Source organism: Vibrio coralliirubri (genome assembly GCF_024347375.1).
GTDB classification, from domain to species: Bacteria; Pseudomonadota; Gammaproteobacteria; order Enterobacterales; family Vibrionaceae; genus Vibrio; species Vibrio coralliirubri.
Map to the genome: position 1 here is coordinate 3,423,943 of NZ_AP025470.1, position 25,259 is coordinate 3,449,201.

Consider the following 25,259-nt stretch of genomic DNA (forward strand, 5'->3'; position numbering starts at 1 on the left):
TTTGTACGAAAGCGCTTAATACACCTGAATACACACCTGATTCTTACCCGCAGCCTTTGCTTTATAAAGCTGCTCATCCGAGGAACGAATACTCTGGTTTTCCCACAAGTGCCCGACACTATCGAACTTATACAAAGAGTAAAGCGTCGCGCCGCCAGACACAGAAATACTAATCTTGTCACCCGTAGGGCATCGATAACTCTGTAGGCTAATGTCGTTTTGAATTCGCTCAAAGATCGATGAAAGTAACTCCGACGATTCACCCGTAATCGCGACAACAAACTCTTCGCCACCAAATCGAGCCACGATATCTTGCTGCCTAACGCTGTTCAGCATCAACCGAGCAACATGACAAATCACCTCGTCCCCCACTTTATGGCCATGCTGATCATTAACGACTTTGAAATCATCGATATCAAACACGCCAACACCAATAATCGGCTCCTCATCCTGGGCCAGTAATCGAGCCTCAAAACCACGTCGATTCAGCAAGCCCGTTAATGGGTCGCGCATTGCAAGGTCATTTAGACGCTGGTGCTCTTGTCTTGTATAGAAGCGCCACAGCCATAAAACCGAGAGCAGATACAAAACCAACAGTATCGAAAGCTGAATCTTCTCCATCTCCAACACATGCAGAAAGTGCTCGCTCTTATCTTCTTCAATACTCAGATACAGCTGGGTGTTAATGTCATCAACGTACAGAGGCTTGGAATAGGTAAAGTCCATAAACCCGTATTTGTTTGCGCCTCGAGTACTTGTGACTTTATAGCCATGGGTAGGGTTCGATACGAGGTTCGAGACATAACCATCGACACCCAATACCCCTTTAAACTCACCATTGACGTAAATTCCTTTGGTTAAGGTCACCACTTTCTGACCTGTTAAGTAATCATCATATTGGCCGGTATACACCACTTGGTCTTGCCCTTGAGCTAAGCCAAAGCGAATCGTGTTCACCCAATAAGGCCTGCTATTCACAACCGAATCAAAGGTGTCGCCCTTAATGTAACTGGCAAAGTCAGAAGGTGAAGAGATAATGAACTTCTCTTTTGAAATGAAGTAAATCGCAGAGATGGTATCGATGGTATTGGCAAAATAAGCCATGGTCGGCGCGATGAACAGGCGCTTACCCGCTTCGGTATAAAGGTCCGATTTCGGGTTGCACATCTCTCGAGGGCCAGAGAACATAAAATCGAAACGAGGGGCATGTTGCTCCTCACTGGTGAAGTAGCACGTCTCACCTTCGATCTTTTTGTCATGCGAGAATACGTAGGTATCCCCATGCAGTGGATAAAGCGCAGTGATGTTGTACTCAAGCGCATTTATGATCTGTGTGAGCTCCGCTAAAGAGCGCGTCACGCCTTGGTTTTCCATTCCATACTGTTTATCTGATTCTTCCGCTGAATCAACGAGCAACAAGCTCAAAACTACTAAAAAACTGGCGGTCAGGCCTAAGAAAGCCTTTTTAAAATCGACGGTATGGTGGTTAATCAAAGCATATAAATCATCATTGGGAATTTATCGCACATTGTACTTATAAATTTAAACATCGCAACAACAAATATAAAACAACATGCTTATTAGGTGGTTTGAGAAGTTTATCATGGAAGTGGAATTGAATGTAATGACGCCTAAACAAGGGTTTAGGCGTTGATAACGCTTAGCGCTTAAAAACTAATGCACTAACTGAACGTTGCTCGCCAATCGTATAACCAAAGGCTAAACGACCGCGTTATTTTGCAAAGTTTACAATCGGGAAGCACGGGAAGAAACCGTTGTCAGCACAGTTGATCAGACCAACTTGTACGCCTTCGATTTTGTTGGTTTTGTTGAAGATACCAACCTGAACCGTAGACACTTCTGAAAGGTTCGCTGCACCAACATCAACCATAGTGTTACCTTCTGAGTAGTTAACGAAACTCACGTTCGCGCCTTTCACATCATTAGTAATGTTCACAGCGCCAAGGTTAACACCGGTTGTTTTACCCGTGTTCCAGTTGAAGAAACCTAGAGATGCGCCGGTCATTTCTTGGTTCACTTTTGATGCACCAAAAATACCAAGGTTCACACCTGTGGTCGTTTGCGTCTCAGACATACCAACTACGGCAAGATCGACACCTTTAAGGTCGTTAACTTGCCCGTGAAGCAGAGCCAAACGCACACCGCCAACCGCATCTGAATCCGGTGCGTTGAAGCCGTTAATCGTTGAAAACATAACTGGCGAAGAAGCAAACGCTGCCGGTGCCATTACTGCTGCAGACACAGCAAGTACTGAAAGTAGTTTTTTCATTGGGGGAGTCTCCACTGACTTATTGTTCACTTGATTAATCCATTTTTTAATCAAGCATTTATTGTCCTTTATTAAACAGCTATCCATGTTAAATCAATGTCATAACTGTACTGTTGAATATAAGCCGCTAAATCATAAAGAGCAATGGAAAAGCAGATACGGGATACGAGTAAACGAGATACGAAAGGCAAAGAACAGAGATAAAACAGATGCGGGATGCGAGTAAACGAGATGCGAAAGGTTAAGAGCAGAGATAAAGCAGATGCGGGATTCGAGTGAACGAGATGCGAAAAGCAAAGAGCGGAGATAAACGAAGATACGGGATTCGGGTAAACGAGATGCGAAAGGCAAAGAGCGGAGATAAACGCAGATACGGGATTCGAGTGAACGAGATGCGAAAGGCAAAGAGCGGAGATAAAAGCAGATACAGGATGCGAGTGGCGAGATGAGAAAAGCAAAGGAAATTATTGTTCTAGTGACTTGATTAAAGCTCCTAACATACGTGAGATTTGAAGCGCTTCAGATTGCCATTGCTCACCAACGTCCCTAGGAATAAATCCAACTTCAACGCCTATATCGGCTTGAGTTGCAAATTCACCTATAGAGCCCTTAGCGATTGCGAAGAAGTGCTTACGCTCTTTAAGAGACTTTCGCTCACAGCCTTCAGCAATATTGCTAGGTACAGATAAAGCACTGCGAGTAATCTGGTCTTTGAAACCAAAATCTCTACACATGGACGTTCCCCGATAAACATTTATCGATAACTGCCGGCTTCGTTGCCAAACATCAAGTTTTCTATAAAGCACAATTTCTACCTAAAGACCGAAAACCTAATCATCTCAAAATAACATCGTAGAAAAGTATTAATAAAGAACCAAGTTAGAGATAGTTCAGATCTTATGCTTTTATCTTCTCGAATTTCGCTTACTCGCATCTCCATCGGCCTTTCAAGCTCTTCGTATCTCAATTACCCGCATCCCTCATCTGCTTTTCAAGCTCCTCGTATCCCGATTACCCACATCTCTCATCTGCTTTTCAAGCTTTTCGTATCCCGATTACTCGCATCTCGTATCTGCTCTTTAAACATAAAAAAACGGAGACCGAAGTCTCCGTTTTCTAAAGCTTATGTATGGCTTTCTCTGTTACGAGAAAGGGGGGATGATTACATCATACCGCCCATGCCACCCATACCGCCCATACCGCCCATATCAGGCATAGCAGCAGACGCATCTTGAGGTTTGTCTGTTATCATCGCTTCTGTCGTGATCATAAGACCAGCAACTGATGCAGCGAACTGAAGTGCAGAACGAGTTACCTTAGTTGGATCTAGGATACCCATAGCAATCATGTCGCCGTATTCGCCAGTCGCCGCGTTGTAACCGTAGTTACCTTCACCAGCGCGAACGTTGTTAGCAACCACTGATTCTTCATCACCAGCGTTCTTAGTGATTTGACGAATCGGAGCTTCCATTGCACGTAGTGCAACACGGATACCTACGTTTTGCTCTTCGTTGTCGCCTTCAAGGCCAGCAACTTTAGACGCAGCGCGGATAAGTGCGACACCACCACCAGCAACCACACCTTCTTCAACTGCAGCGCGAGTTGCGTGAAGTGCATCTTCAACGCGGTCTTTCTTCTCTTTCATTTCAACTTCAGTCGCAGCGCCAACTTTGATTACTGCAACACCGCCAGCTAGCTTAGCTACGCGCTCTTGAAGTTTCTCTTTGTCGTAATCAGACGTTGCATCTTCGATTTGTTGACGGATTTGAGAAACGCGACCTTGGATCATCACTTCATCGCCTGCACCATCGATGATAGTCGAGTTTTCTTTAGTGATAGTAATACGCTTAGCTTGACCTAGGTCTTCTAGCGTTACTTTCTCAAGGTCTAGCCCGATCTCTTCAGAGATAACCGTGCCGCCCGTTAGGATAGCGATGTCTTGTAGCATAGACTTGCGACGGTCACCGAAACCAGGCGCTTTAACAGCAGCCACTTTCACAATGCCACGCATGTTGTTCACAACTAGAGTCGCAAGCGCTTCGCCTTCTACATCTTCAGCGATGATTAGAAGTGGACGAGATGCCTTAGCAACCGCTTCTAGAGTCGGAAGAAGTTCACGGATGTTCGAAACTTTCTTGTCGATAAGAAGGATGAATGGGCTTTCTAGATCAACAGAACCCGCTTCTTGGTTGTTGATGAAGTAAGGAGATAGGTAGCCACGGTCGAACTGCATACCTTCCACTACGTCTAGCTCGTCTTGTAGAGCCTGACCTTCTTCAACTGTGATAACGCCATCACGGCCTACTTTTTCCATCGCTTCAGCAATGATGTTACCTACTGTCGAATCAGAGTTCGCAGAGATAGTACCTACTTGAGCGATAGCTTTAGTATCAGAACATGGAACAGAAAGGCCTTTTAGCTCTTCAACCGCTGCGATAACCGCTTTGTCGATGCCGCGCTTAAGATCCATTGGGTTCATGCCAGCAGCAACGGCTTTTAGGCCTTCAGTGATGATTGCTTGAGCAAGAACGGTTGCTGTAGTAGTACCGTCGCCCGCAGCGTCATTCGCTTGCGAAGCCACTTCTTTAACCATTTGTGCGCCCATGTTTTGGAACTTGTCTTCAAGTTCGATTTCACGTGCAACTGATACACCATCTTTAGTGATCGTTGGTGCGCCAAATGATTTGTCTAGAACAACGTTACGGCCTTTAGGACCTAGCGTTACTTTTACCGCGTCAGCCAGAACATTTACACCTTCTAGCATTTTAATACGTGCGTCGTTACCAAATTTAACGTCTTTAGCAGCCATCTTTATTTCCTTTAAATTCTTTATTCAGTCAGTTCAGGTTTATGGGTCGGATTACTCAACGATCGCCATGATGTCGTTTTCAGACATGATCAGAACTTCTTTGCCATCGATTTTTTCAGACTTAGTGCCGTAGCCTTCAGCAAAGATAACAGTGTCGCCAACTTTAACGTCCAATGGTTGTACTGAACCGTTTTCTAGAATGCGGCCTTTGCCAACAGCTAGAATTGTACCGCGAGTTGATTTTTCAGCGGCAGAACCAGTTAGAACGATGCCACCAGCAGATTTAGATTCAACTTCTTGGCGCTCAACGATAACTCGGTCGTGTAGAGGACGGATATTCATCGGTCGTATCTCCTGATAATTTCCATTTAATTTGATAGTTGCCACGATTGGCATGGGGTTAAAGAGTATGTTGGGGCGATGTGAAAGATCCCAAGGGTCAAGTTGGAATTTTTGTGAAGAAACTCAAACTGCAACAAATGTAAAAAGAAAGCGGCTAGTGGGTCGCACTAGCCGTTTGAAACTTAGTCTTCTTTTCGAAACACAAAACGTATTAGCACTATCGCAACACTTAGCATTCCACCAAGTAATGTACCAAGCACAACAATCAAAGCTCGTTTAGGTTTATCACGAGTAATCGGCTGTTCAACATTTTCGAGGAAACGAAAAGTTTGAAACTCAACAGTCCTATCAATCGCAAGATTATCAAGCATCTCTAGCTTTGCATCTATTTGTTGAAGGCGCGGCTCTACAACACTTAAATTTTTAACGGATTCTAGAGCTTTAACTTTGGCTTCTAGTCCCTTTGCACCCAAGTCAATACTGAATAACTCTTTCTCGTTGCCAGTTTGAATCGGTCTATCAACGCCCGCTGACTTGGCAATTTGAGCTGCGTATTTTGCTCGCTGAATTTCAACTAATAATTTATTACTTGCCTGGCTTTCTAAAATTCTTTTTTGCTGGATAAGTTCATTTTTCTTGCCATTTACTACTGCTCTTAAGTTATTAAATGCATCCTGATGAACACTAGATTCCGTTGCTTCAATATACGAGGATAGTAATTCGAAACTGCTCTCCTTAGAGGTAGTTTGAAAACTGATAGTATAAGGTGAATTATCATTCTTCTTGTCGACTTTAGAGGCTGAAATCCTATCAAACCATTTTGCATATAGAGCTCTAACTTCATCAGCTGTCATATCTGATGCATTAGTCCCAATAGAACCATTAAACTCATGAAAATCAATACTATTATCTAAAAAAACCTTCTTATTATTAGTTGAATTAAAGGCATTCACAAAGCGCTGGAACAACACCTCTGAGTGAACCAAGCGATCTAACTCCTTATTGACAAGGACTGTGCCATCTTCTTGATAGATGTCAAAAACTGGTTGAAACTGCTTCACTTGCTGCTGGTATGCAGCTAGATTTTGAGGTTGAACTTTTGTAATTTTTGCACTAGAGGACCACCACTCTTGAGCTAGCAAAGCAAAACATATACTAGCACCCGTAAATAGAGCAGTGACCAATATTATGACTAATTTACCATCCCATAATGCTTTAAAAAGTTCTCGAAGATCAATTTTGTCATTTGAGTGGAACATTGGCGGATTTTCCGGGGAGTAAGGCTGTGGTTGACTCTGCTGCTTCACTGTAAATCTCTCAAAACATCTAAATAAATAACGGTAGAATGCTATCACACCGTATGCTGTTAGTATTGTGTGATTTGTAAACTTTATGAAAGCGATCTTCAGACTACTCACAATTCACTGTATCCTAACTATATTCTAGTTCAATCGGCGTTTTACATGCAAGATAGGCACGGGCTATTAACCGCCCCAATTGAGAGTACATTGCGTACCATGACCATACCGACCATATTCGGTATGGTGGCGATCTTGATGTTTAATCTCGTCGATACCTTCTTTATCTCATTACTGGGTACACAAGCCCTTGCTGCGGTGAGCTTCACCTTTCCTATCACCTTTGCGATTAACTGCATCACCATGGGAATTGGTATCGGCCTTTCGACGTGTATTGGGCGTTTACTTGGTCAAGGCTGCGCTCAAAATGCGGCGAGATTTACCTGTCATGGATTATTACTCGCGCTACTTCTGGTCTGCTGCGCTTCCGCCGTTGGCATTATCTCACTCGAACCCTTATTTACCTTGCTGGGTGCCGAAGCGGAGTTACTGCCTCTGATCTCTGAATACATGCTGATCTGGTATGTCACCATTCCCCTGTTAGTGATCCCAATGGCAGGCAACAGCGCTATTCGTGCCAGTGGTGATACAAAGACGCCAGCTAAAATTATGATGCTAGCAGGATTAATCAACGGCGTTCTTGACCCTTTGCTTATTTTTGGTTACGGCCCTTTTCCTGAATTAGGGATTCAAGGAGCCGCGATTGCCAGTGGTTTCAGTTGGTTTGGCGCTCTGTGTTGCTCTCTGTACATCTTGATTAAACGAGAAAAGCTTCTGGCATTACCGAATGTCAAAAACATCCTTAGCGACTGGCATCAAATACTGACCATCGGCACTCCTGCAGCACTGTCCAATGCACTCAATCCATTAGCGGGCGCCATCATAATGATGATGTTGGCCAAACAGGGAACCGAAGCCGTTGCTGCTTATGGTGCTGCCCAGCGTATTGAATCCATTCTTATCATTGTGTTGATGTCTCTGACTTCGGCTCTTACGCCTTTCATGGCGCAGAACTTTGGTGCAAACAACCCACAACGCAGCTTTAAGGCACTGTTTCTGAGTATGCGTTTTGCTGTGATGTTCCAAGGTTTGATTTTCTTGATGATGGTGCCACTGAGCATTCCTTTAGCCGCTCTATTCTCTCAAGAAGAATCCGTACGAGGCATCTTGTGGCATTACCTATTAGTCGTTCCCTTTAGCTATGGGTTCCAAGGTATTGTGATGATGCTGATAAGTGGGATGAATGCGATGCATCAACCACTGAAAGCCTTTCAATGGAGCTTCATGCGTTTATTTGTCTTTACCTTGCCGTTCGCTTGGATAGGCAGCCAAATTGATGGAGTCGAAGGGCTGTTTATAGGCTTAGCTTTGGGGAACATTGTCGGCGGCGTTTCAGGGTATTGTTTTGCACTTCGTGTAAGGGCTAAAGCAGATACGGGATTCGAGTAATCGAGATGCGAAAAGATATAAGAGCAGATGCGAGATTCGGGTAACCGGGATACGAAAAGATATAAGAGCAGATGCGAGATTCGGGTATCGAGATTCGAAGAGCCTGAAAAGCAGGTACTAGATACAAAAAGATTAAGAGTAGATAAGAGATACTAAAGACTATAAAGAGGGAAAACAGCCCATGGAAGACACCACTTACAAAATGCTTTATGACGCACCAATTGGCAAGATGATCATTGTGAGTAATGGTGTGTCGCTTATTGAAATTGACCATGTAAATCATGAAGAGTTAATGACTAGCAATCCAGATGAGCTTTGCCAACTGGCGACGAAACAGTTAGATGAGTACTTTTCAGGTCAACGAACAGAATTCGATTTGCCATTAAGAGCGATAAAAGGCACGGACTTTCAAAAAGCCGCTTGGCAGGCTTTAACGACCATTCCTTATGGCGAAACCATCAGTTACGGTGAGCAAGCAAAGAGAATGGACAACCCAAAAGCCGTAAGGGCAGTCGGTGGTGCGAACGGCAAGAACCCATTTAGTATCGTTATTCCCTGCCATAGAGTCATCGGCGCGAATGGGACATTAACCGGCTACACCGGCGGCATGAACCGCAAAGAATGGTTACTGGATTTTGAACTCTCCATATTAAAGAAAACCAACAAATAACCTCACGTCATTCCCTACAGCGAGGCACGCGTGATAGGGAATCTCTCTTTATGTTGAACACCGAATATGACAAGTAATACGTGGCATGGGATTCCAGATATTTCGTTCCTCAATTCTGGAATGACAGTCTAGAGCAGATGAGAGTAACGAGATGCGAATATATAACAGCTCTCATTCTGTTAGTGACCCGCTTACTCGTATCATGCACCAGCCCTTAAGCTCTTCGCATCTCGCTTACCCGTATCCCGTATCTGCCCTTAAGCTCTTCGCATCTCGTTTACCCATACCACCCATCTGCTCTTAAGCTCTTCGAATCCCGTTTACTCGTATCTCGCATCTATAAAAAAGCCCGCACTTTGAAGTGCGGGCTTTCAAAATCGTTAAAGCTCAACGTGAACCGCTGAGCCAAACAATTATTTAACGATCACATCACCTGACATTTCAGCCGGGATTGCGATACCAGACAGAGAAAGCATCGTTGGCGCTAAATCAGACAGTTTACCGCCCTCTTTGAACTCAACGTCTTTGTTGCCCACGTAGATAAGTGGCACTGGTAGATTAGTGTGTGCAGTGTGGATGCCGCCCGTTTCTGGGTTTACCATCATTTCCGCGTTACCGTGGTCTGCAGTGATAAGCAGTTGACCGTCAGCTTCTTTGATTGCTTCAACTACTTTGCCCAGACATTCGTCTAGCGACTCTACCGCTTTAACCGCTGCATCGTAAACGCCAGTGTGGCCAACCATGTCACAGTTAGGGAAGTTACAAACGATCGCGTCGTATTTGCCGCCTTTGATTGCAGCAACAAGCTTTTCAGTCAGCTCTGGCGCGCTCATTTCTGGCTGCAGGTCGTACGTTGCTACTTTTGGAGAAGCAACAAGCTGACGTTCTTCGCCTTCAAACTCATCTTCTTTACCGCCGTTGAAGAAGAAAGTCACGTGCGCGTATTTCTCTGTTTCAGAGATACGTAGCTGCGTTTTACCTTCTTTCGATAGCCACTCACCGTATGTGTTCTCTAGAGAAGCCGGTGGGAATGCACATAGAAGAGGAATATCTGCTGCGTATTGAGTTAGCATCACGAAATCGATCGCTGGGAATACGTTACGAGCAAAACCGTCGAAATCAGGAACGAATGCACGTGTGATTTCACGAGCACGGTCGGCACGGTAGTTCATGAAGATAACCGCATCGCCATCAACGATAGCGGCAGACTCTTCACCTTCTGCTTTAATTTCAGTCGCTTTCACGAACTCATCGTTTTCGTCACGAGCGTAAGCCGCTTCTAGGCCAGCTACTGCAGTGTCGAATGTGAACTCAGCTTTTGCTTGAGTCAGCAGGTCGTAAGATTCTTGAACGCGGTCCCAGTTGTTATCACGGTCCATTGCGTAGTAACGACCAATAAGAGAAGCCACACGGCCTTTACCTAGCTTAGCGAACAGCTCTTGGAAGCGTGCCAGTGTGTTTTCTGCGCTACGTGGCGGCGTATCACGGCCGTCTAGGAATGCGTGTAGGTAGATTTTCTCTGCGCCACGCTCTGCTGCCATTTCAACGGCTGCGTAGATGTGGTCTTCATGAGAGTGAACGCCACCTGGAGACATAAGACCCATGATGTGAACCGCTTTCTCAGCTTTAACCGCTTTGTCGATAGCGTTCACTAGCGTTTCAGTTTGGCCGAACTCGCCGTCTGAAATTGACTTAGTAATACGAGTAAGATCTTGGTATACCACGCGACCCGCACCAATGTTGGTGTGACCCACTTCAGAGTTACCCATTTGGCCATCAGGTAGGCCTACATCTAAGCCAGAAGCCGAGATTAGCGTGTTAGGTTGGTTAGCAATAAGACCGTCTAATACAGGAGTATTAGCGTTCGCGATAGCGTTGTCTTGGTTGTCTTCACGGTAACCGTAACCGTCAAGGATCACTAGAGCCATTGGCTTCTTAGCTGACATAGGACTGACCTCGTTCAATTCAAAATAAATCGGTATAAAAACAAATTAGCGTAATTTTACTACAGTTTACAGTCAAAACTGTAGTGGAAGATCAAGAAAGGGCGCAGGTAGGATGATCGAATGTGAAAAAAAGCGTCATTTTGTATGAAAGGCCTATATAAAGCTTGAACAATAATATTGGCTACAACTTAGTGATCATCATTCTTAATTAACATCAAATTACATACTAAAACCGAATGTCACGCTCAAAATGCACCGAATAAAGCATACTCAACCAAGTGTACATATGGATGATTTTAGCGTAAGCTACACGCAATTAAAATTCCTACAAAAAACTGGCTAGAGTTCATTATGTTATTAGAGCTATCATTTGTTGGCTTCTTCTCCTTTTCCTCACTATTTTTGATGCGAAAAGTAGCGAAAGCCGTTGGCTTGGTGGATAAACCCAACGAAAGAAAGTTGCATAATGGTGCGATCCCACTGGTCGGTGGCATTGCTATTAGCTTATCCATAGGCCAGTTCCTCGTCACGCACCCCGATGTGATCCCCCATAGCCAGCTCTTTTTGGCCTCTATCGCAGCGCTGATTTTTATCGGCGCGCTTGATGACAAATTCGATATCAGCTTCAAGATTCGCCTTGTAGTTCAAGCGATCCTCTCCATTTGCATGATGTATTTCGCCGATATCCGACTAGAAAACATTGGTAACCTCTTTGGGACCGGAGAGCTGCATCTAGGGTTTCTTAGCCCTGTAGTCACGGTACTTGCTGTGATTGGTGCTATCAATGCGTTCAATATGGTCGATGGCATTGATGGCCTGTTAGGTGGCCTTGCGATTGTGACCTTTGCGGGTATCGCCATTTTGCTTAAAATCGACAGTCAACACGGCCTGGCTTACTTGTGTGCTGTATTTATTGCCGCGACGATTCCCTATATTTTAATGAACCTCGGTATTCTTGGGCGTGCGCGTAAGGTTTTTATGGGCGATGCAGGCAGCATGATGATCGGCTTTACTGTGATTTGGCTACTGTTAGGCGCAAGCCAAGACCCATCAGAAGCCATGATACGACCGATCACTGCATTGTGGTTGATTGCTGTCCCGCTGATGGATATGGCCGCTATCATGTTTAGACGTGTGCGCCGCGGTGACTCCCCTTTCAAGCCCGACCGTGAGCACCTACACCATATTTTCCAACGCCTTGGTTATACATCGCGTCAAACGCTCGCCATCATTTGTGCTATCGCAAGTAGCTTTGCAGGCTTCGGTATCTACGGTGAATTCCTAGCGATAGCTGAATCGACCATGTTCATCCTGTTTATGATTTGTTTTGCTTCATACACTGTAGCCATGAGCTATGTTTGGCGCATCACCAGCTGGATTAGAAGTTTGCGTAACCTTCCAGAGAAAGTCTACTAGTGATTAACAGTGTATTAATGGTTTAGTTTCCAGAAAGTACGTTCAATGAACGAGCTTTCAAGTCAAAACTTCTCAAGCTAAACGCAAAAAGGGCCCAACCTCGTATTGAGATTGGGCCCTTTTGCTCATTATAGCTTGAGTTATGGCAACCAGAAAACTGAATGGGCTAATCATCAACAACAACAGACAACGATGAATGAAACAGGCGATAAGGGAAGCTAACTGCCGCTGCTATAAACATGAGAATGCTGGTAGTTCTTCACTCCATCACCTTATAATACTGCAGCTTCCTCAGATGTCTTTTCCTCTAGCTTCTTCCATTTTCTTACTATCTTCGCCATCTTAAACGAGTGCGTCATCGCGTAAGTGTGGAATGTGAAACACGCCATAATGGTGTAGAACATGATGTATTCTGGCACTTGGAAGTATTCGCCCAATAACCCCAACTTTGAGTACAGCAACTGCACCAAACAGATCACCACTAACGACTCACGAGGAGTAAAGCCGATACGCTGCATAATATGGTGAAAATGCTCGCGATCCGGTTTAAACGGAGAATGCCCCTTACGAATCCGACGAATCATAATGGCCATCATATCAATCAAAGGCACTGCGATTAGCCACAAGGCGGTGACAGGGCGAATAATATAAGGCCCCTCTTGAGACTGCGTACCACCAATCAACACCCAAATCACAATAAAGCCGATCATCATGCTACCTGCATCGCCCATAAACACTTTACGCAGTTTGCCAAAATACCCTAAATTGAACAGAACAAAGGGTAATAAGATCACCACCATCACAGCCATAAAAAAGGTGTAAAACTCGAGTTCATAAGCAAAGAACACCACACCTAACGATGCAAACACCACCATGCTTAAGCCACCCAGCAGCCCATCAATACCATCGACCATGTTAAAGGCATTAATGGCACCGATCACAGCGATGACAGTAACGATGCTATCAACCACGATAGGGAAATCCAGCACACCCAATCCGAACACATTACCGACATGAGAGAGGGTTAACCCCGTATAGTTCATGATGATCAAAGCTAAGATGGCTTGCACGCCCATTCGGAGCTTAAAACTGATATCAAAGCGGTCGTCGGCCACCCCAATCAATACCAGTACCGTTAAGCACGCCGCCGCTATCTCAACCCTCTTGAACTCAGCCGCATTCACGTAAAGGAAGTACAACACAGTAATGCAAAGAGAGATGCCTCCCACCAGAGGAACCACACCTTCATGATGTTTTCTGGCATTCGGTTTATCGACCAAGCCAATGGCGTAGCCCACTTTACGCATGCAGTACAATACAGCAAAGGAGAGAAAGAAGAACATGGAGAGTTCGATAAGGTAATCAAACAGTGACATGGGTTTAAGCCTTTTTTGGTTATTGTATTTCCGCTATTATTGAGTAGCTATGAATGAGAAGCGGTTTTGAACTTGCGTGGTACTGAAAGAAGGCAGCGCTCCCTAGTAAGCCAAGAGCTCTCACCTATTGGGAAGGATCAACATAAAGTAAAACCGTCTCAATTTAGTCTCAGCACTGGGACGGTCATCCGACTAAATTGCCGTTTTTATTATAAAAAAAGAAGATCGCGAAGGATCCTATCTTTTACATAAGACTATTGGGAATAGACTCAACGACTCAACGACTCAACGACTCAACGACTCAACGATTGAACGCGCTATATTCCCTACTGCAAATTCTTTCTTCAGTAACTGATAGCCTGAATCTCCGATACTCTTTCTTAACTCTACATCACTTTGTAGTTTGCTCGCATTTTCAAAGAAAACACCATCGTCGCCATTAACACTAATCAACCCGGCATGATTTGCATTCACTAAATCCATTAAGTCGTTCCCTTTATTCACACTACCTAAGATGGGCAATGACTGAACCATATACCCTAGTAGTTTGCCAGGGAAATTATGAGCACTGTGCTGGGCAGATAAAGAAAAGAGTCCTACATCGACTTGAGCTAGAATATCTTTGAATTCAGTTTGAGAGACGGAAGGTAGATAAGAGCAATTGGTTAAACCCCACTCTTTCATTAAGTTATTTACTAACTTAACTTCGTCACCCTGTCCTAGAAAAAGAAAGTGCGCTTTATCGAAGCATTGCATACTTTTAGCTAGGCGCATCAAGTTCGCCATATCCTGAGCGTGACCGATATTACCACCATAAAAATAAATGACTTCGTCATTCAATCCTAATCGTTCTCTCAAGTTGCTTACCTTATCTGGAAGGTAGTGAGGGGAGAGGTTGGCCCAATTTCGCAGTATAGTGGTTGGATAGCGCAACTCAGTATTAGAATTGAATATCTCTAGATTTTTTTCCGACATAACGCCAATGGTATCGGCTTGGCGATAAGAAAAAGATTCAAAAAACCTAAAGTAACGCTCAATTAAAGAGCCTTCTTTCATCAAACCCGAGTCAATAGCCCATTTTGGGAAAAAATCACGTAAAACGAGATAGCTATTGCACTGGCAGCACTTTTTCAGCTTTGATACCAATGATCCGAAGAAAATTGATGGGGAATAGTAAACAACCCCATCAAATGTATCTTTATCGACTTTACCTTGAATTGCACACCAAGCTCTATGGGAAAGCAGCGTTTCGTTTATCGCTCGCTTGACCTTAGGGACATCCTTAATTTGGCCAGAACGAAAGCGCCAAACTATGACGCCTTCTAGTTTATCTTCAATAAAACTTGGCTTATCTTTATCAAAGTGAGGGGTGATAACCGTGCCTTCATGCCCTTGCGCTATTAACTCTAGAGCAAGTTCATGCATCATCTTTGACCCAACACGTGTACTGTGGGGCAAATAATCGTCAACGATTAACGCTAATCTCATTAGTACTCTTTCCAGACAACACGCTTAACATAGTCAGTATAAGAATGAACTATGCGAACTACTTTATCAGAGACGTTCGGCATTGAATAATCGTAGACTTCTCTTAGCAAGCGCTCTTCACCCGTAGGTTGAGACTCTAATATAGCCAGACCTTGTAACACTCGTTCAACATCAAGGCCAACCATCATGACAAATGCTTCTTCCATACCCTCAGGACGTTCATGTGCTTCACGTAAGTTCAATGCAGGGAAGTTCATGATCGAAGCTTCTTCATTGATTGTTCCACTATCAGAAAGAACCGCCTTGGCGTTCTTTTGCAGATGGTTATAATCATGGAAACCAAGAGGCTTAAGAAGTTGAATGTTAGGATGGAACTCTAGCCCTTGCGCTTCAATGCGATTACGCGTGCGAGGGTGAGTCGACACAATAACAGGAAGATTATATTTCTCAGCTACTGTGTTCAGCGTATCTGCAAGTTTAAGTAACTGTTTTGGTGAATCCACATTTTCTTCACGGTGTGCGCTAACTACGAAGAATTGGCCTTTTTCTAAATCTAAACGTTCAAGTACATCTGAGCCATCGATTTCAGGCATATAATGGTTCAGAACCTCAAACATAGGACTCCCCGTCTTGATCACTCGGTCCGCAGGCAGACCTTCCGCAACGAGGTAATCTCGCGCAATCGTGCTGTACGTCAGGTTGATATCAGCAGTGTGGTCAACTATCTTTCGATTCGTTTCTTCCGGCACACGTTGGTCAAAACAACGGTTACCCGCTTCCATATGAAAGATAGGGATCTTGCGGCGTTTAGCAGGAATAGCTGAGATGCATGAATTAGTATCACCAAGCACAAGCATTGCACTAGGCTCCACCTCTTCCAATACTTCATCGACTTTGATAATTACTTGTCCGATCGTCACTGCTGCATTTTTACCAGCCGCATTCAAAAAATAATCTGGCTTACGGACACCAAGGTCGTTGAAGAAAACTTCATTGAGTTCATAATCGTAGTTTTGACCAGTATGAACCAAAATGTGTTCGCAATGCTCATCGAGTTTAGCCAATACACGTGACAACCGGATAATCTCAGGACGGGTCCCCACTACCGACATAACTTTTAATTTTTTCATTATAGTTCTCTTAATTATTACAGTGGTTTAGCTATCGTGTCCGGGGCTTCTCTATCGAATATCTCGTTCGCCCACAGCATCACTATCAACTCTTCTTCACCTGTGTTGGTGATGTCATGACTCCAACCCGGTACCGTTTCTACCACCGTCGCTTCATCAGAGTTAACAGCTAGTTCGTATCGCTCACCAGTGACAACATGCTCAAATTTGAATATGGCCTCACCTTTAATCACTAAAAACTTCTCATTCTTAGAATGATGATAATGACCACCACGTGTTATGCCTTTGTGAGCCGTAAAGAATGAGAATTGACCCGACTCCTTCGTCTTAAGCATTTCACAGAATACACCACGCTCGTCGCCGTATTTTGGTAAAGTGTAGTGAAATTTAGACGGTTCGAAATAACTCAAATAAGTCGAGTACAACGCGCGAGTTAAGCCTGTGCCCACATGCTCAGTGACTAGATTGTCGCGACTCTCTTTGAATGCGTTAAGAAGGTTGGCAATTTCACCTACTGTTGTGTTGTATTCCACCGGAACTTGTTTCAAGCCACTATCTACCTTGCCTTCGAGTAGAGTAATTAACGCCTGGCACACGTCATCAATGTATACCAAGGAGACTGGAGCACTAGGGTCGTGGATGTTGATATCAATGCCGTTCACGATGTTGTGACAGAACGTCGCCACAAATGAGTTGTAGTTTGGTCGACACCATTTACCAAAGACATTAGGGAAACGATAAATGAAAGTACCCGCATCAGTGTCTTTACCATAATCAGCTACCAAGGCCTCCGCTTGCGCTTTACTCGCGCCATAAGCATTATCCAAACTCGCTTGTATAGAAGAGCTCAGCATAATAGGCGTATTACGACCATTAGCTTTTAATTCATTCACCACAAATTTGGTAAAGTCCGCGTTACCTGTAGTAAACTCAGACTGATTTGTAGGGCGATTAACTCCCGCTAGGTGGTAAACAAAATCGGCACTTTCAAGTGCCAGTTTTATCTCTTCTTGTGGTGTATCTCGATCGATCTGAATAACAGAATCGTATCCTTTCTCTGACAGCATCACACAAAGGTTTTTACCAATAAAGCCTTGGGCACCGGTCACTATAATATTCATTTATACGCCCTCTGGAACAACTGAACTGCCAGCTTCAATTTCTCGAATAAAGCTTAGCTTACGCAGTAGTTCTACCATCCCATCTGTATCCAAACGCTCAGTATTGTGAGAATTGTAATCCTCTATTGCTGATAAATCTGTTTCACCTTCTTCGTTAAACTTTGAATAATTCAAATCACGGTTATCTGATGGTATACGGTAATATTGACCTTGATCTTGCGCAACAAACATCTCTTCGCGACTACACAAAGCTTCATAAAGTTTTTCGCCATGGCGAGTACCTATCACATTCACCGTATGCGCTGAATTACCAGCTACTTGCAATAATGCTTCAACCAAGGTTTGAATCGTTGCGGCAGGTGCTTTTTGAACAAAAATATCACCGTTTGAGCCATGCTCAAACGCGTGTAGCACTAAATCCACGGCATCGTCCAATGTCATCATAAAACGAGTCATGCTTGGGTCAGTAATTGTAATAGGTTCGCCTGCGAATGTTTGACGAAGAAATAGCGGAATAACCGAACCACGAGAGGCCATAACATTGCCATAACGGGTAGCGCAAATAGTAGTATTCGTATGTCCCAGATTACGGCTTTTTGCCACAATCACCTTTTCCATCATCGCTTTAGAGATACCCATGGCGTTAATCGGGTATACAGCTTTATCGGTGCTCAGGCAAACCACACGTTCGACGTTATTTTGAATTGCCGCCTCAAGTACGTTTTCAGTGCCTAACACATTGGTTTTTACTGCTTCAAGAGGATAAAATTCGCAAGAAGGTACCTGTTTAAGAGCCGCCGCATGATAAATATAATCAACACCGCGCATTGCATTATTCACACTTTGAAAATCACGAACATCACCGATGTAGAATTTCAACTTTGACGAGTTGTACTTCTTGCGCATGTCATCTTGTTTTTTTTCATCTCGAGAAAATATGCGTATCTCTTTTATATCAGTTTCTAAAAACCGGTCGAGGACAGCGTTACCGAAAGATCCAGTACCTCCGGTTATAAGTAAAATTTTTCCGGTATACATTACAAACTCCTATCAAAATCTCTAAGCGTATAAACTTAGATTGAATATTAAATTACTAATTTCTTAAAATAGTCTCGTATACTTCGATCAAATCCGCACCATTCCTTGGGATATCATGCGTGACTTTGGCTTTCTCTTTCGCATGGTATGAAAGTGATAAAGCTAAATCGTCATTTTCAAAAACTTCTGAAATATAATTAGCCAACATGTACTCAGCGTTATGTTGATAAAGCATCGCACTCTTTTTATGTTCGCAAAGAGAACTTACACCTCCGACAAACGAGGAAATCACAGGGGTTCCGACCAACATAGCCTCGCATACCGAATTGGGACTATTTTCAATTGAAGATGCCGACACAAAAACATGACTTCTTGTTAAACGATCAACATAATCAGATTCGCTAATATTCCCCAAGAAAACCACATTACTTCTTATATTCAGTTTACTAATTAACCAATCAAGGTATGCCCCATAACTTGTCATTGTTACATACTTGAGTTTACACTTACTTCTGGTCGGATCCGTCCCAGCCAAATAAAGCCGCAAGTCAGGATATTTTCCAGTTAATAAAGCCATGGCTTCTAGAACAACATTCAACCCTTTAAATGGCATATTTCCCTGACTAACAAAGATGGATCTTTTCTGAACCAAATCTATATCCCATAATTTTTCATAAAAAGTAGGGCGTAGGGTTTCATTTACGTGAAAATAATTTGCTTGAGGGTTGATCAACTCAACACACGCTTTATCCCAATCGGTTCTACCTATTACATTCCCAGATAAGCGTAATGTGTTTTTTTCATACTCACCTCGTCTACTATATAGCGCCCTTAAACCATTTATTGAATCACCTCTTATTAACGACCTAAATGTAAACGGAAATTGCATTATTTTGGGAACTCTAGTAGATACATGCTTAGAAATGACCGAAACTAACCCCTGTATAGATACAACTGATTCAATGTTTAATTTTCGAGATTCAAGAGAAAAAGAATATGAGTGCTCTAGTTCAGTACCAAATACATGGACCACATCTGCTTTAGAATCTCGGATCACATCATTTACTATAGTGTGATCCTTGATATCAAACTTACCGAAAGCATAATAGGTAATATGTTCGCCCACGACAATCTTCGTCTCGCCAGGTTTCAGAGAATAATCAGGGAAGGAGATAGATAATCTAAAACCTGACGACTTAGAAAGATAACTAGACGCATTAAGCAGCCACCCTCCAAAATTACAAACTTTAAGGCCGACCATATGAGAATATTCAGGTAATGGAACATTTACGACCCAAAGGATACTTCTAACCACTTGTTACTCCTATAACTGAATTGTACTGAAAGAATGGTTGCCATAAGTTGTTAGTAAAAAAAGAATAATATCGCAATATATATATGGCTAGCACTAATAATCCAAACAAAAATGCCTTTTTATCTTTTCTTAAATTGGAAAATAACACAGGCATACCAACAATTGAAAAAACATCGAAATATATAGCAAATCTTGTCAGCATACCTAGATTAAATGCCAATAATGATAGGTAAGATGATATAAGAGTCATATTAACAAACGGAACATGCTTGTCATCAACAGTGTTCATTCTAATTAAGATAAACAAAAATATAATAAATGATAGTAAAACAGATCGAAGAGAATTACCTTCACCTGATTCATAGTGGGAATACTGCGGTAAGAAATCAAGAATAAAACCGAGTAATGAACTAAATACACTTGATGACAGCATTATTGGCAAAGAAAAAACTAGGGTTACTTTTAACATGGTTGACGGCCTTTTGTTAAAAGGAACGACAACTAATGAAAGTAAAGCTACGGCACTTGGGTGGAACTCAGATGCAGCGAGTATGATAAGGACATAAAGCAATTTTTTCCTATTTATTAGAAAATGAAATGCAAATATAACCAGACACATCGCTAGCATCTGCCGTAAAGCTGAAGCATGTATCAAAAACAGATATGGATTTATTAACAGGAAAAACAACGAAAAGCTGTAATACTTATTATCTAGATACGTGCAAATAAACCAGCCAATTGTGACTATATAGATTAAACTAGTTATAAAAATGAAAAATTCAAATGTGGGTGATATACTGTTCAGATAAACAAACAATTTATCATTCTGCCCCCAAGCTTGAAGGTTCATACTCAGTGAATAGTAAGTATGCCTGTAACTCTCAAAGTCATTTCCAAAATCGGTCCTAATAGCCAAAAATATGAATAGAATGACTAGAGAAAAGGCGAACATCGTATATGATTTTTTTATTTTAACCGCAAGGATAATTGATAATAAAAATACAACGTGTATGATCACTGGTTATCCTCTCGCTATATTTTAGAACTATTCAAAAGACGTTCCACTCTTATTGCCACATGTCTGTAATGATTTTTTTGAACGAATTTTTTTGCTTTCAATCCAAAATCATATAGATCCTTATCGTCCATCAAAAATGCCATATCTAGCCTTTCCGTTATAGTACTTGGAGCATTATCTTTCAACTCCAATATATAATCTTTATACTGTTCTGGGTAACTATCCAGCATAGTAGTCATTAGAGGAGTGCCAGAGCTTATATATTCTAGAGTTTTTGAAGGGAATGAGTATTTCACAAAATATTCAGAATTACTTCTTGTATTTATTAGGATGCTAGCTTTTGATAAACGTGTCTTGATAATCGAATTATCTACAAAACCAAAATATTTTATTCTCTTATCTTCTTGTATCATATCCTGAATAGCAGACTCGGAATCACCTCTACCATAAATATGAAGTTCTATATTAGGTTTATCTAAATTCCTAAAACCTTTTATCAAATTTAAGATCCCATATCTTTCATGTAAACTACCAGCATAGAGAACAATTTTAGTATTAGGCTTAGATTCTTGTCTAACATTTTTTATGAAGTCATCTATAAAACCTTCAACTACTTCATATTGAGATCCTGGACTAAAATCTAAAGCTAAGTACTTTGTCAGAACAATATTTTTCATTGACTTACTCATGAGGAACCTAGACAACCACGACTCACAACCTCTTAACATACCTTTAACTTTAGAGTCATGCTTACTATCTATTGACGGGGGGTCCGTCCAGACACTAATTAATTCAATGCGAAGGAGTTTTGTAGCCAACCACGCCGTCAACATATATGGTAAGTGGACAGAGTAAACAACGATTCCTTTAGGTCTATTTGTTACAACCCTATGCAGTACAAAAAAGAGAACAGATATCAAACGGCTGATAATCTTAAAAATACCAAAATTGATAAACGGCATTTCTTGAATCTCTATCTCAAACTCTCCGATTTTTTCATGCCATTTTTTTTTCTTTAAATACAAACTCTTGTTTAATGGGTAATCAGAAACAGGTCTAAAAGAAAGATATTCGCACCGAATATTATTTATTGATTCAAAACATTTAATTAAGTTTCTATTAAATAAATGTGTTTGAATTTGCGGGAGCTCATCTTTCTCAAACTCTAGTTTCATTTCACCATCTGGGATAGAAAAACCCAATACTAAATATCTATCAGTCATAGTTTCAGTTTTAAATCAAATTATTTATATAGTTTAAATTATGCTCTTTCCATAACAATATTTCTTTTTCAGGGATTATGATATTCGTATCCCATGATGTTTCAACACGCTCTTTAATTGATGAAAACGCAGTTCTTTCGACGACTGGTAGATTGAAATCTTTTCTTTTTTCTTCAGCTCGATTATCAACAGCCAATATTAGAGTTCTCTTTCCATACTGCAATGCTCTAATACCAGCATGTAATCTAGTTCCAACAAAATCAATGCTATCATTTGATTCTAAAAGCTCATCATATGCAGCCAGAGTAAACGGGAGTATCTTTATTTTTGAGATATCTACTCCTAAAGAATCTAAATAAATCAAATCCCTTGATCCTTGAGGCCAAAAATATATATTATTGTAGTTAGAAATTAGAGTTTCAATAAGGGTTTCATCCGCAAGCTTATTTGGTTTATAGTCAGTCAAAGTAAAGACAACATCGTTACTTTTAGAGGTAGGTATTTTTGCACAGTGCTCCCCAGTCAATGACCACATTGTAGCACAAGACGTATTAACTACATTGTTGATCCCTATTGACTTTAATTTTTCCAGAGTGTAGTTATCACGAACTGAATGCATAACATTTTCCGAAAGTGCACGTTTGAGTAACGTCTTTGAGTAAATGTTGACTTTATCTTGATATTGCCACCACCCAACACCAACAAGGCAGATTTCTTTTAAAAAAAGCGTATCTATAAAATCTATCTTCCATTGTTTATAGAATGGCATATTCCCATTTAAGAGGTTGGTACCACAAACCAATTGAATATCAGTTCTTTTTGCAACTCTATAAGTAGGTATGGAAATTTTTTCTTGGGCTGGTGCTCTAAAAAAACCTTTCCCCTCAAAAGTTTTTGACATTTCCTTCCTAACAGAATCAACAATTATTTCATCACCAAGATTCAACGTTGATATAGATGTATCTAAAAGTAATCCTGGCTTTCCAATTTTAATCGTCATCTTTTCAGCAACCTTTCTTTTTGTGTTATTAACTTTCGAACTAGCCTTTTCTTAAAATTACCATTCGACATAAATTTTTCATCATACAATCTATCAGGGACAATAAAATAATTCTCTTTCAGTGGGAACTCTAAATCATGTAATTCCACATCTTTATGAACATTGTAAGATGTATGAGTTGCATCATCTCCAAAACCAATATTTTTAATTAAACTAACACAAGGAACAACTGCGAGTGCATTATTCTTGTGCCTACAATAACCCCACTGATAATCCCAAGCACTTACTCCTTCCCTAAAGCAATCTTGGATCTGCTTCCTGCGAATATTGCCCAGTTTCTTACCAAATACATTTGAAAAGCCATCCTGCTCAATGAATAAGGGTAAATCATTAATACCTATATCAAAATGTTTCCAAGCTCTCCTCCAAGTCGCCCACCCCCAAATACCACCAAGATTTGAATAGAAATAGTCGACTTCTTTTTCTCGCCAAGTATTTTGCTTATTGTAACCACTAACAAGGAAAACTCTTTCATCAACTTCATGCTTGTCTAGCATTTCGCTGCAAAAATCAAAAAAACTTGGGCTAGGAAGACAATCATCCTCAAGAATTATACAAGACTTTTCGAAATCAAATACCCAATTAATCGCCTCACTTACCGCTTTTTTACAGCCGACATTTTTTGAGCGAAAAAGTGTTTTAACTTCACACTCCCAATCGATATTAGCTGTTAAGTAGGTTCTTATTTCTTCAATAACCTCTTCTTCTCCCGGAATATCTCTAGCACCATCAGACGCAAGATATAGATGAGTAGGTTGATATTCCTTAATCACATCAAAAACTTTGATAGTTACATCAAGCCTGTTGAATGTTATTAGAAGAACCGGCTTTTTATCTTGGTACATTTAATCAAACTCCTATTTTAGATATAAAAAACAACCTCTTATACTTTAAAATTACGCTCAAAAAACGATGAGGCCTAAATATCATACCAATAGCTTGTGTTTGCATAAAAAACACATGTCTAGTTTTAAGTGTGAAATAATTAAATAGGTATGACGAAAAGCATTGAGATATCAACGTAGAGAATGCTGCACCTTCAATTCCAAAGTTAGGAATAGCAAAAAAGTTCAGTACGACATTTAAAAAAGCACCAAGTAGCGTTCTATAAAAAGTCAACTTCTGCAATCCTTCGATAATAAACCACTTGCTACAAGAAACCCCTAAGAATACAAAAATTGAGCACCAGATGTTGATAGATAGAACACTGGCAGCTCCAATGTACTCTGAACCAAATAATATAGAAATAATTGATTCGGAAAAAATCGTGACCATTAATGCAAGGAAGAATGCGATAGTACTCATTATTGTATATAAATCAAAAAATGCCTCATTGTATTCTTCATTTGAAATTTTCCTTTTCTTTATCAAATATGGGAGTAACGTAGATGAAATAACCATTGGTATAAAATAAATTGACTCTGCTATTTTTGTTGCAGCTGAATAGACACCAACACTTCTTTCATCTAATAACTTCGATATCATGATGGTGTCTATTTTCATATATATTATAATAACAAAAGAACTCAACATTAATGGGAGGCTATCTTTCATTAAATCTTTTGCAACTCGTATATCAAAAGTCCATGAAATGATACTAAATTCTAATTTTCTTGCTAGGACTAAAGTGCCGAACATTATAAAAACGAATTCACTAACGATTGCGAAAGCTAATAAATTAATACCTAAGTCTAAAATAATAACAGTGACTTTAGCGATAGATGATAAGGTTACTGCTACCAATGAGTTTATTGCAATAAACTTCCCTAAAACCTTTGAATATAAATATGAGTCAAATACGCTAAAAGATTGAAAAACGGAAATTGTCGACAATGTCAACAATAATATTTCAAAATCAACAGATACGCTAAAAAAAGGCGTAATAGAAAAAACAATAAAGACACTAAATAAAGCACTTGACAATCTAAGTAACAATGATGTGCCTAGTAAATCGGCTTGAAATAAATTTCCTTCGGTTAATTTTTTTGTCAAAATTCCTTCTAAGCCAAGGGAACAGAATGCAGTAATAAAAGCGACTATACTCTGAGTATAGCTTAGTCTGCCAAACTCCTCTGGCCCTAAATATCTAGCAATCCAAACGCCTACAAATAGGCCTAAAAGGATTCTAACAACTTTATCCCCAATCAAAGCCAAAAGACTTGATAAATATTTTTTACTCATCTTATTAGTCTATATATAATTGTAACATC

Annotated in this window: 21 protein-coding genes; 3 read left to right on the forward strand and 18 right to left on the reverse strand. The window is 41.1% G+C overall.

What is annotated here, in order from left to right:
- Window positions 1–15: 15 nt before the first annotated feature.
- The 6 genes from OCV20_RS15490 to OCV20_RS15515 all read right to left on the reverse strand — a co-directional run bounded on the left by OCV20_RS15490 (window position 16) and on the right by OCV20_RS15515 (window position 6,748).
- On the reverse strand, window positions 16–1,494 hold the full coding sequence (locus OCV20_RS15490) for a sensor domain-containing diguanylate cyclase (protein WP_086775606.1): 1,479 nt from the start codon (window positions 1,492–1,494) through the stop codon (window positions 16–18).
- Window positions 1,495–1,732: 238 nt separating this feature from the next.
- Window positions 1,733–2,290: a VC2662 family protein gene (locus OCV20_RS15495; RefSeq protein ID WP_017068001.1), complete on the reverse strand. Its 558-nt coding sequence runs from the start codon at window positions 2,288–2,290 to the stop codon at window positions 1,733–1,735.
- Between the two features lie 464 nt (window positions 2,291–2,754).
- On the reverse strand, window positions 2,755–3,096 hold the full coding sequence (locus tag OCV20_RS15500; RefSeq protein WP_086775943.1) for a four helix bundle protein: 342 nt from the start codon (window positions 3,094–3,096) through the stop codon (window positions 2,755–2,757).
- Window positions 3,097–3,452: 356 nt separating this feature from the next.
- A complete protein-coding gene (gene groL, locus OCV20_RS15505) occupies window positions 3,453–5,099 on the reverse strand; it encodes a chaperonin GroEL (RefSeq protein ID WP_048618410.1) in 1,647 nt (548 codons plus the stop codon).
- Window positions 5,100–5,150: 51 nt separating this feature from the next.
- On the reverse strand, window positions 5,151–5,441 hold the full coding sequence (locus OCV20_RS15510; RefSeq protein ID WP_017061289.1) for a co-chaperone GroES: 291 nt from the start codon (window positions 5,439–5,441) through the stop codon (window positions 5,151–5,153).
- A gap of 182 nt (window positions 5,442–5,623) precedes the next feature.
- Window positions 5,624–6,748, reverse strand: a complete 1,125-nt coding sequence (locus tag OCV20_RS15515) for an LPS O-antigen chain length determinant protein WzzB (RefSeq protein WP_086775945.1) — start codon at window positions 6,746–6,748, stop codon at window positions 5,624–5,626.
- A gap of 156 nt (window positions 6,749–6,904) precedes the next feature.
- Between OCV20_RS15515 and OCV20_RS15520 the strand changes: the two genes are divergently transcribed.
- Together OCV20_RS15520 and OCV20_RS15525 are read left to right on the forward strand one after the other, a co-directional pair.
- A complete protein-coding gene (locus OCV20_RS15520; protein ID WP_086775944.1) occupies window positions 6,905–8,248 on the forward strand; it encodes an MATE family efflux transporter in 1,344 nt (447 codons plus the stop codon).
- Window positions 8,249–8,429: 181 nt separating this feature from the next.
- The gene (locus tag OCV20_RS15525) at window positions 8,430–8,918 is read left to right on the forward strand and encodes a methylated-DNA--[protein]-cysteine S-methyltransferase (protein ID WP_086775989.1); all 489 of its coding nucleotides are present in this window, start codon (window positions 8,430–8,432) and stop codon (window positions 8,916–8,918) included.
- A 413-nt stretch (window positions 8,919–9,331) separates the two neighbouring features.
- Here the strand turns inward: OCV20_RS15525 and gpmM are convergent, their stop codons facing one another.
- A complete protein-coding gene (gene gpmM, locus OCV20_RS15530; RefSeq protein ID WP_086775990.1) occupies window positions 9,332–10,864 on the reverse strand; it encodes a 2,3-bisphosphoglycerate-independent phosphoglycerate mutase in 1,533 nt (510 codons plus the stop codon).
- A gap of 351 nt (window positions 10,865–11,215) precedes the next feature.
- Here gpmM and wecA (OCV20_RS15535) point away from each other — a divergent pair, with 351 nt between their 5' ends.
- Complete coding sequence (wecA, locus tag OCV20_RS15535) at window positions 11,216–12,280, forward strand: UDP-N-acetylglucosamine--undecaprenyl-phosphate N-acetylglucosaminephosphotransferase (protein WP_086775991.1); 1,065 nt, start codon at window positions 11,216–11,218, stop codon at window positions 12,278–12,280.
- 272 nt (window positions 12,281–12,552) lie between these two features.
- Here the strand turns inward: wecA (OCV20_RS15535) and wecA (OCV20_RS15540) are convergent, their stop codons facing one another.
- The 11 genes from wecA (OCV20_RS15540) to OCV20_RS15590 form a co-directional block, all read right to left on the reverse strand.
- Window positions 12,553–13,656 (reverse strand): UDP-N-acetylglucosamine--undecaprenyl-phosphate N-acetylglucosaminephosphotransferase, encoded by a 1,104-nt coding sequence (gene wecA / locus OCV20_RS15540; protein ID WP_086775992.1) that lies wholly within the window; start codon window positions 13,654–13,656, stop codon window positions 12,553–12,555.
- A gap of 285 nt (window positions 13,657–13,941) precedes the next feature.
- On the reverse strand, window positions 13,942–15,144 hold the full coding sequence (locus tag OCV20_RS15545; RefSeq protein ID WP_086774562.1) for a glycosyltransferase family 4 protein: 1,203 nt from the start codon (window positions 15,142–15,144) through the stop codon (window positions 13,942–13,944).
- Window positions 15,144–16,274, reverse strand: coding sequence for a non-hydrolyzing UDP-N-acetylglucosamine 2-epimerase (gene wecB, locus OCV20_RS15550; protein WP_086774561.1), 1,131 nt, complete (start codon window positions 16,272–16,274; stop codon window positions 15,144–15,146). The genes OCV20_RS15545 and wecB overlap by 1 nt, the downstream gene beginning before the upstream one ends.
- A gap of 17 nt (window positions 16,275–16,291) precedes the next feature.
- Complete coding sequence (gene wbjC, locus OCV20_RS15555) at window positions 16,292–17,395, reverse strand: UDP-2-acetamido-2,6-beta-L-arabino-hexul-4-ose reductase (RefSeq protein ID WP_086774560.1); 1,104 nt, start codon at window positions 17,393–17,395, stop codon at window positions 16,292–16,294.
- A complete protein-coding gene (locus OCV20_RS15560) occupies window positions 17,396–18,433 on the reverse strand; it encodes a polysaccharide biosynthesis protein (RefSeq protein ID WP_086774559.1) in 1,038 nt (345 codons plus the stop codon).
- 55 nt (window positions 18,434–18,488) lie between these two features.
- Complete coding sequence (locus OCV20_RS15565) at window positions 18,489–19,748, reverse strand: glycosyltransferase family 4 protein (RefSeq protein WP_086774558.1); 1,260 nt, start codon at window positions 19,746–19,748, stop codon at window positions 18,489–18,491.
- Entirely contained in the window at window positions 19,741–20,700 is a 960-nt protein-coding gene (locus tag OCV20_RS15570; RefSeq protein WP_238382807.1) for an EpsG family protein, read from the reverse strand. The genes OCV20_RS15565 and OCV20_RS15570 overlap by 8 nt, the downstream gene beginning before the upstream one ends.
- 80 nt (window positions 20,701–20,780) lie before the next feature.
- Window positions 20,781–21,989: a glycosyltransferase gene (locus OCV20_RS15575; protein WP_086774556.1), complete on the reverse strand. Its 1,209-nt coding sequence runs from the start codon at window positions 21,987–21,989 to the stop codon at window positions 20,781–20,783.
- A gap of 10 nt (window positions 21,990–21,999) precedes the next feature.
- Window positions 22,000–22,989 (reverse strand): polysaccharide pyruvyl transferase family protein, encoded by a 990-nt coding sequence (locus tag OCV20_RS15580; RefSeq protein ID WP_086774555.1) that lies wholly within the window; start codon window positions 22,987–22,989, stop codon window positions 22,000–22,002.
- The gene (locus OCV20_RS15585) at window positions 22,986–23,894 is read right to left on the reverse strand and encodes a glycosyltransferase (RefSeq protein WP_086774554.1); all 909 of its coding nucleotides are present in this window, start codon (window positions 23,892–23,894) and stop codon (window positions 22,986–22,988) included. The genes OCV20_RS15580 and OCV20_RS15585 overlap by 4 nt, the downstream gene beginning before the upstream one ends.
- Before the next feature lie 4 nt (window positions 23,895–23,898).
- Window positions 23,899–25,230, reverse strand: coding sequence for a flippase (locus tag OCV20_RS15590; RefSeq protein WP_086774553.1), 1,332 nt, complete (start codon window positions 25,228–25,230; stop codon window positions 23,899–23,901).
- Between the last annotated feature and the right edge of the window lie 29 nt (window positions 25,231–25,259).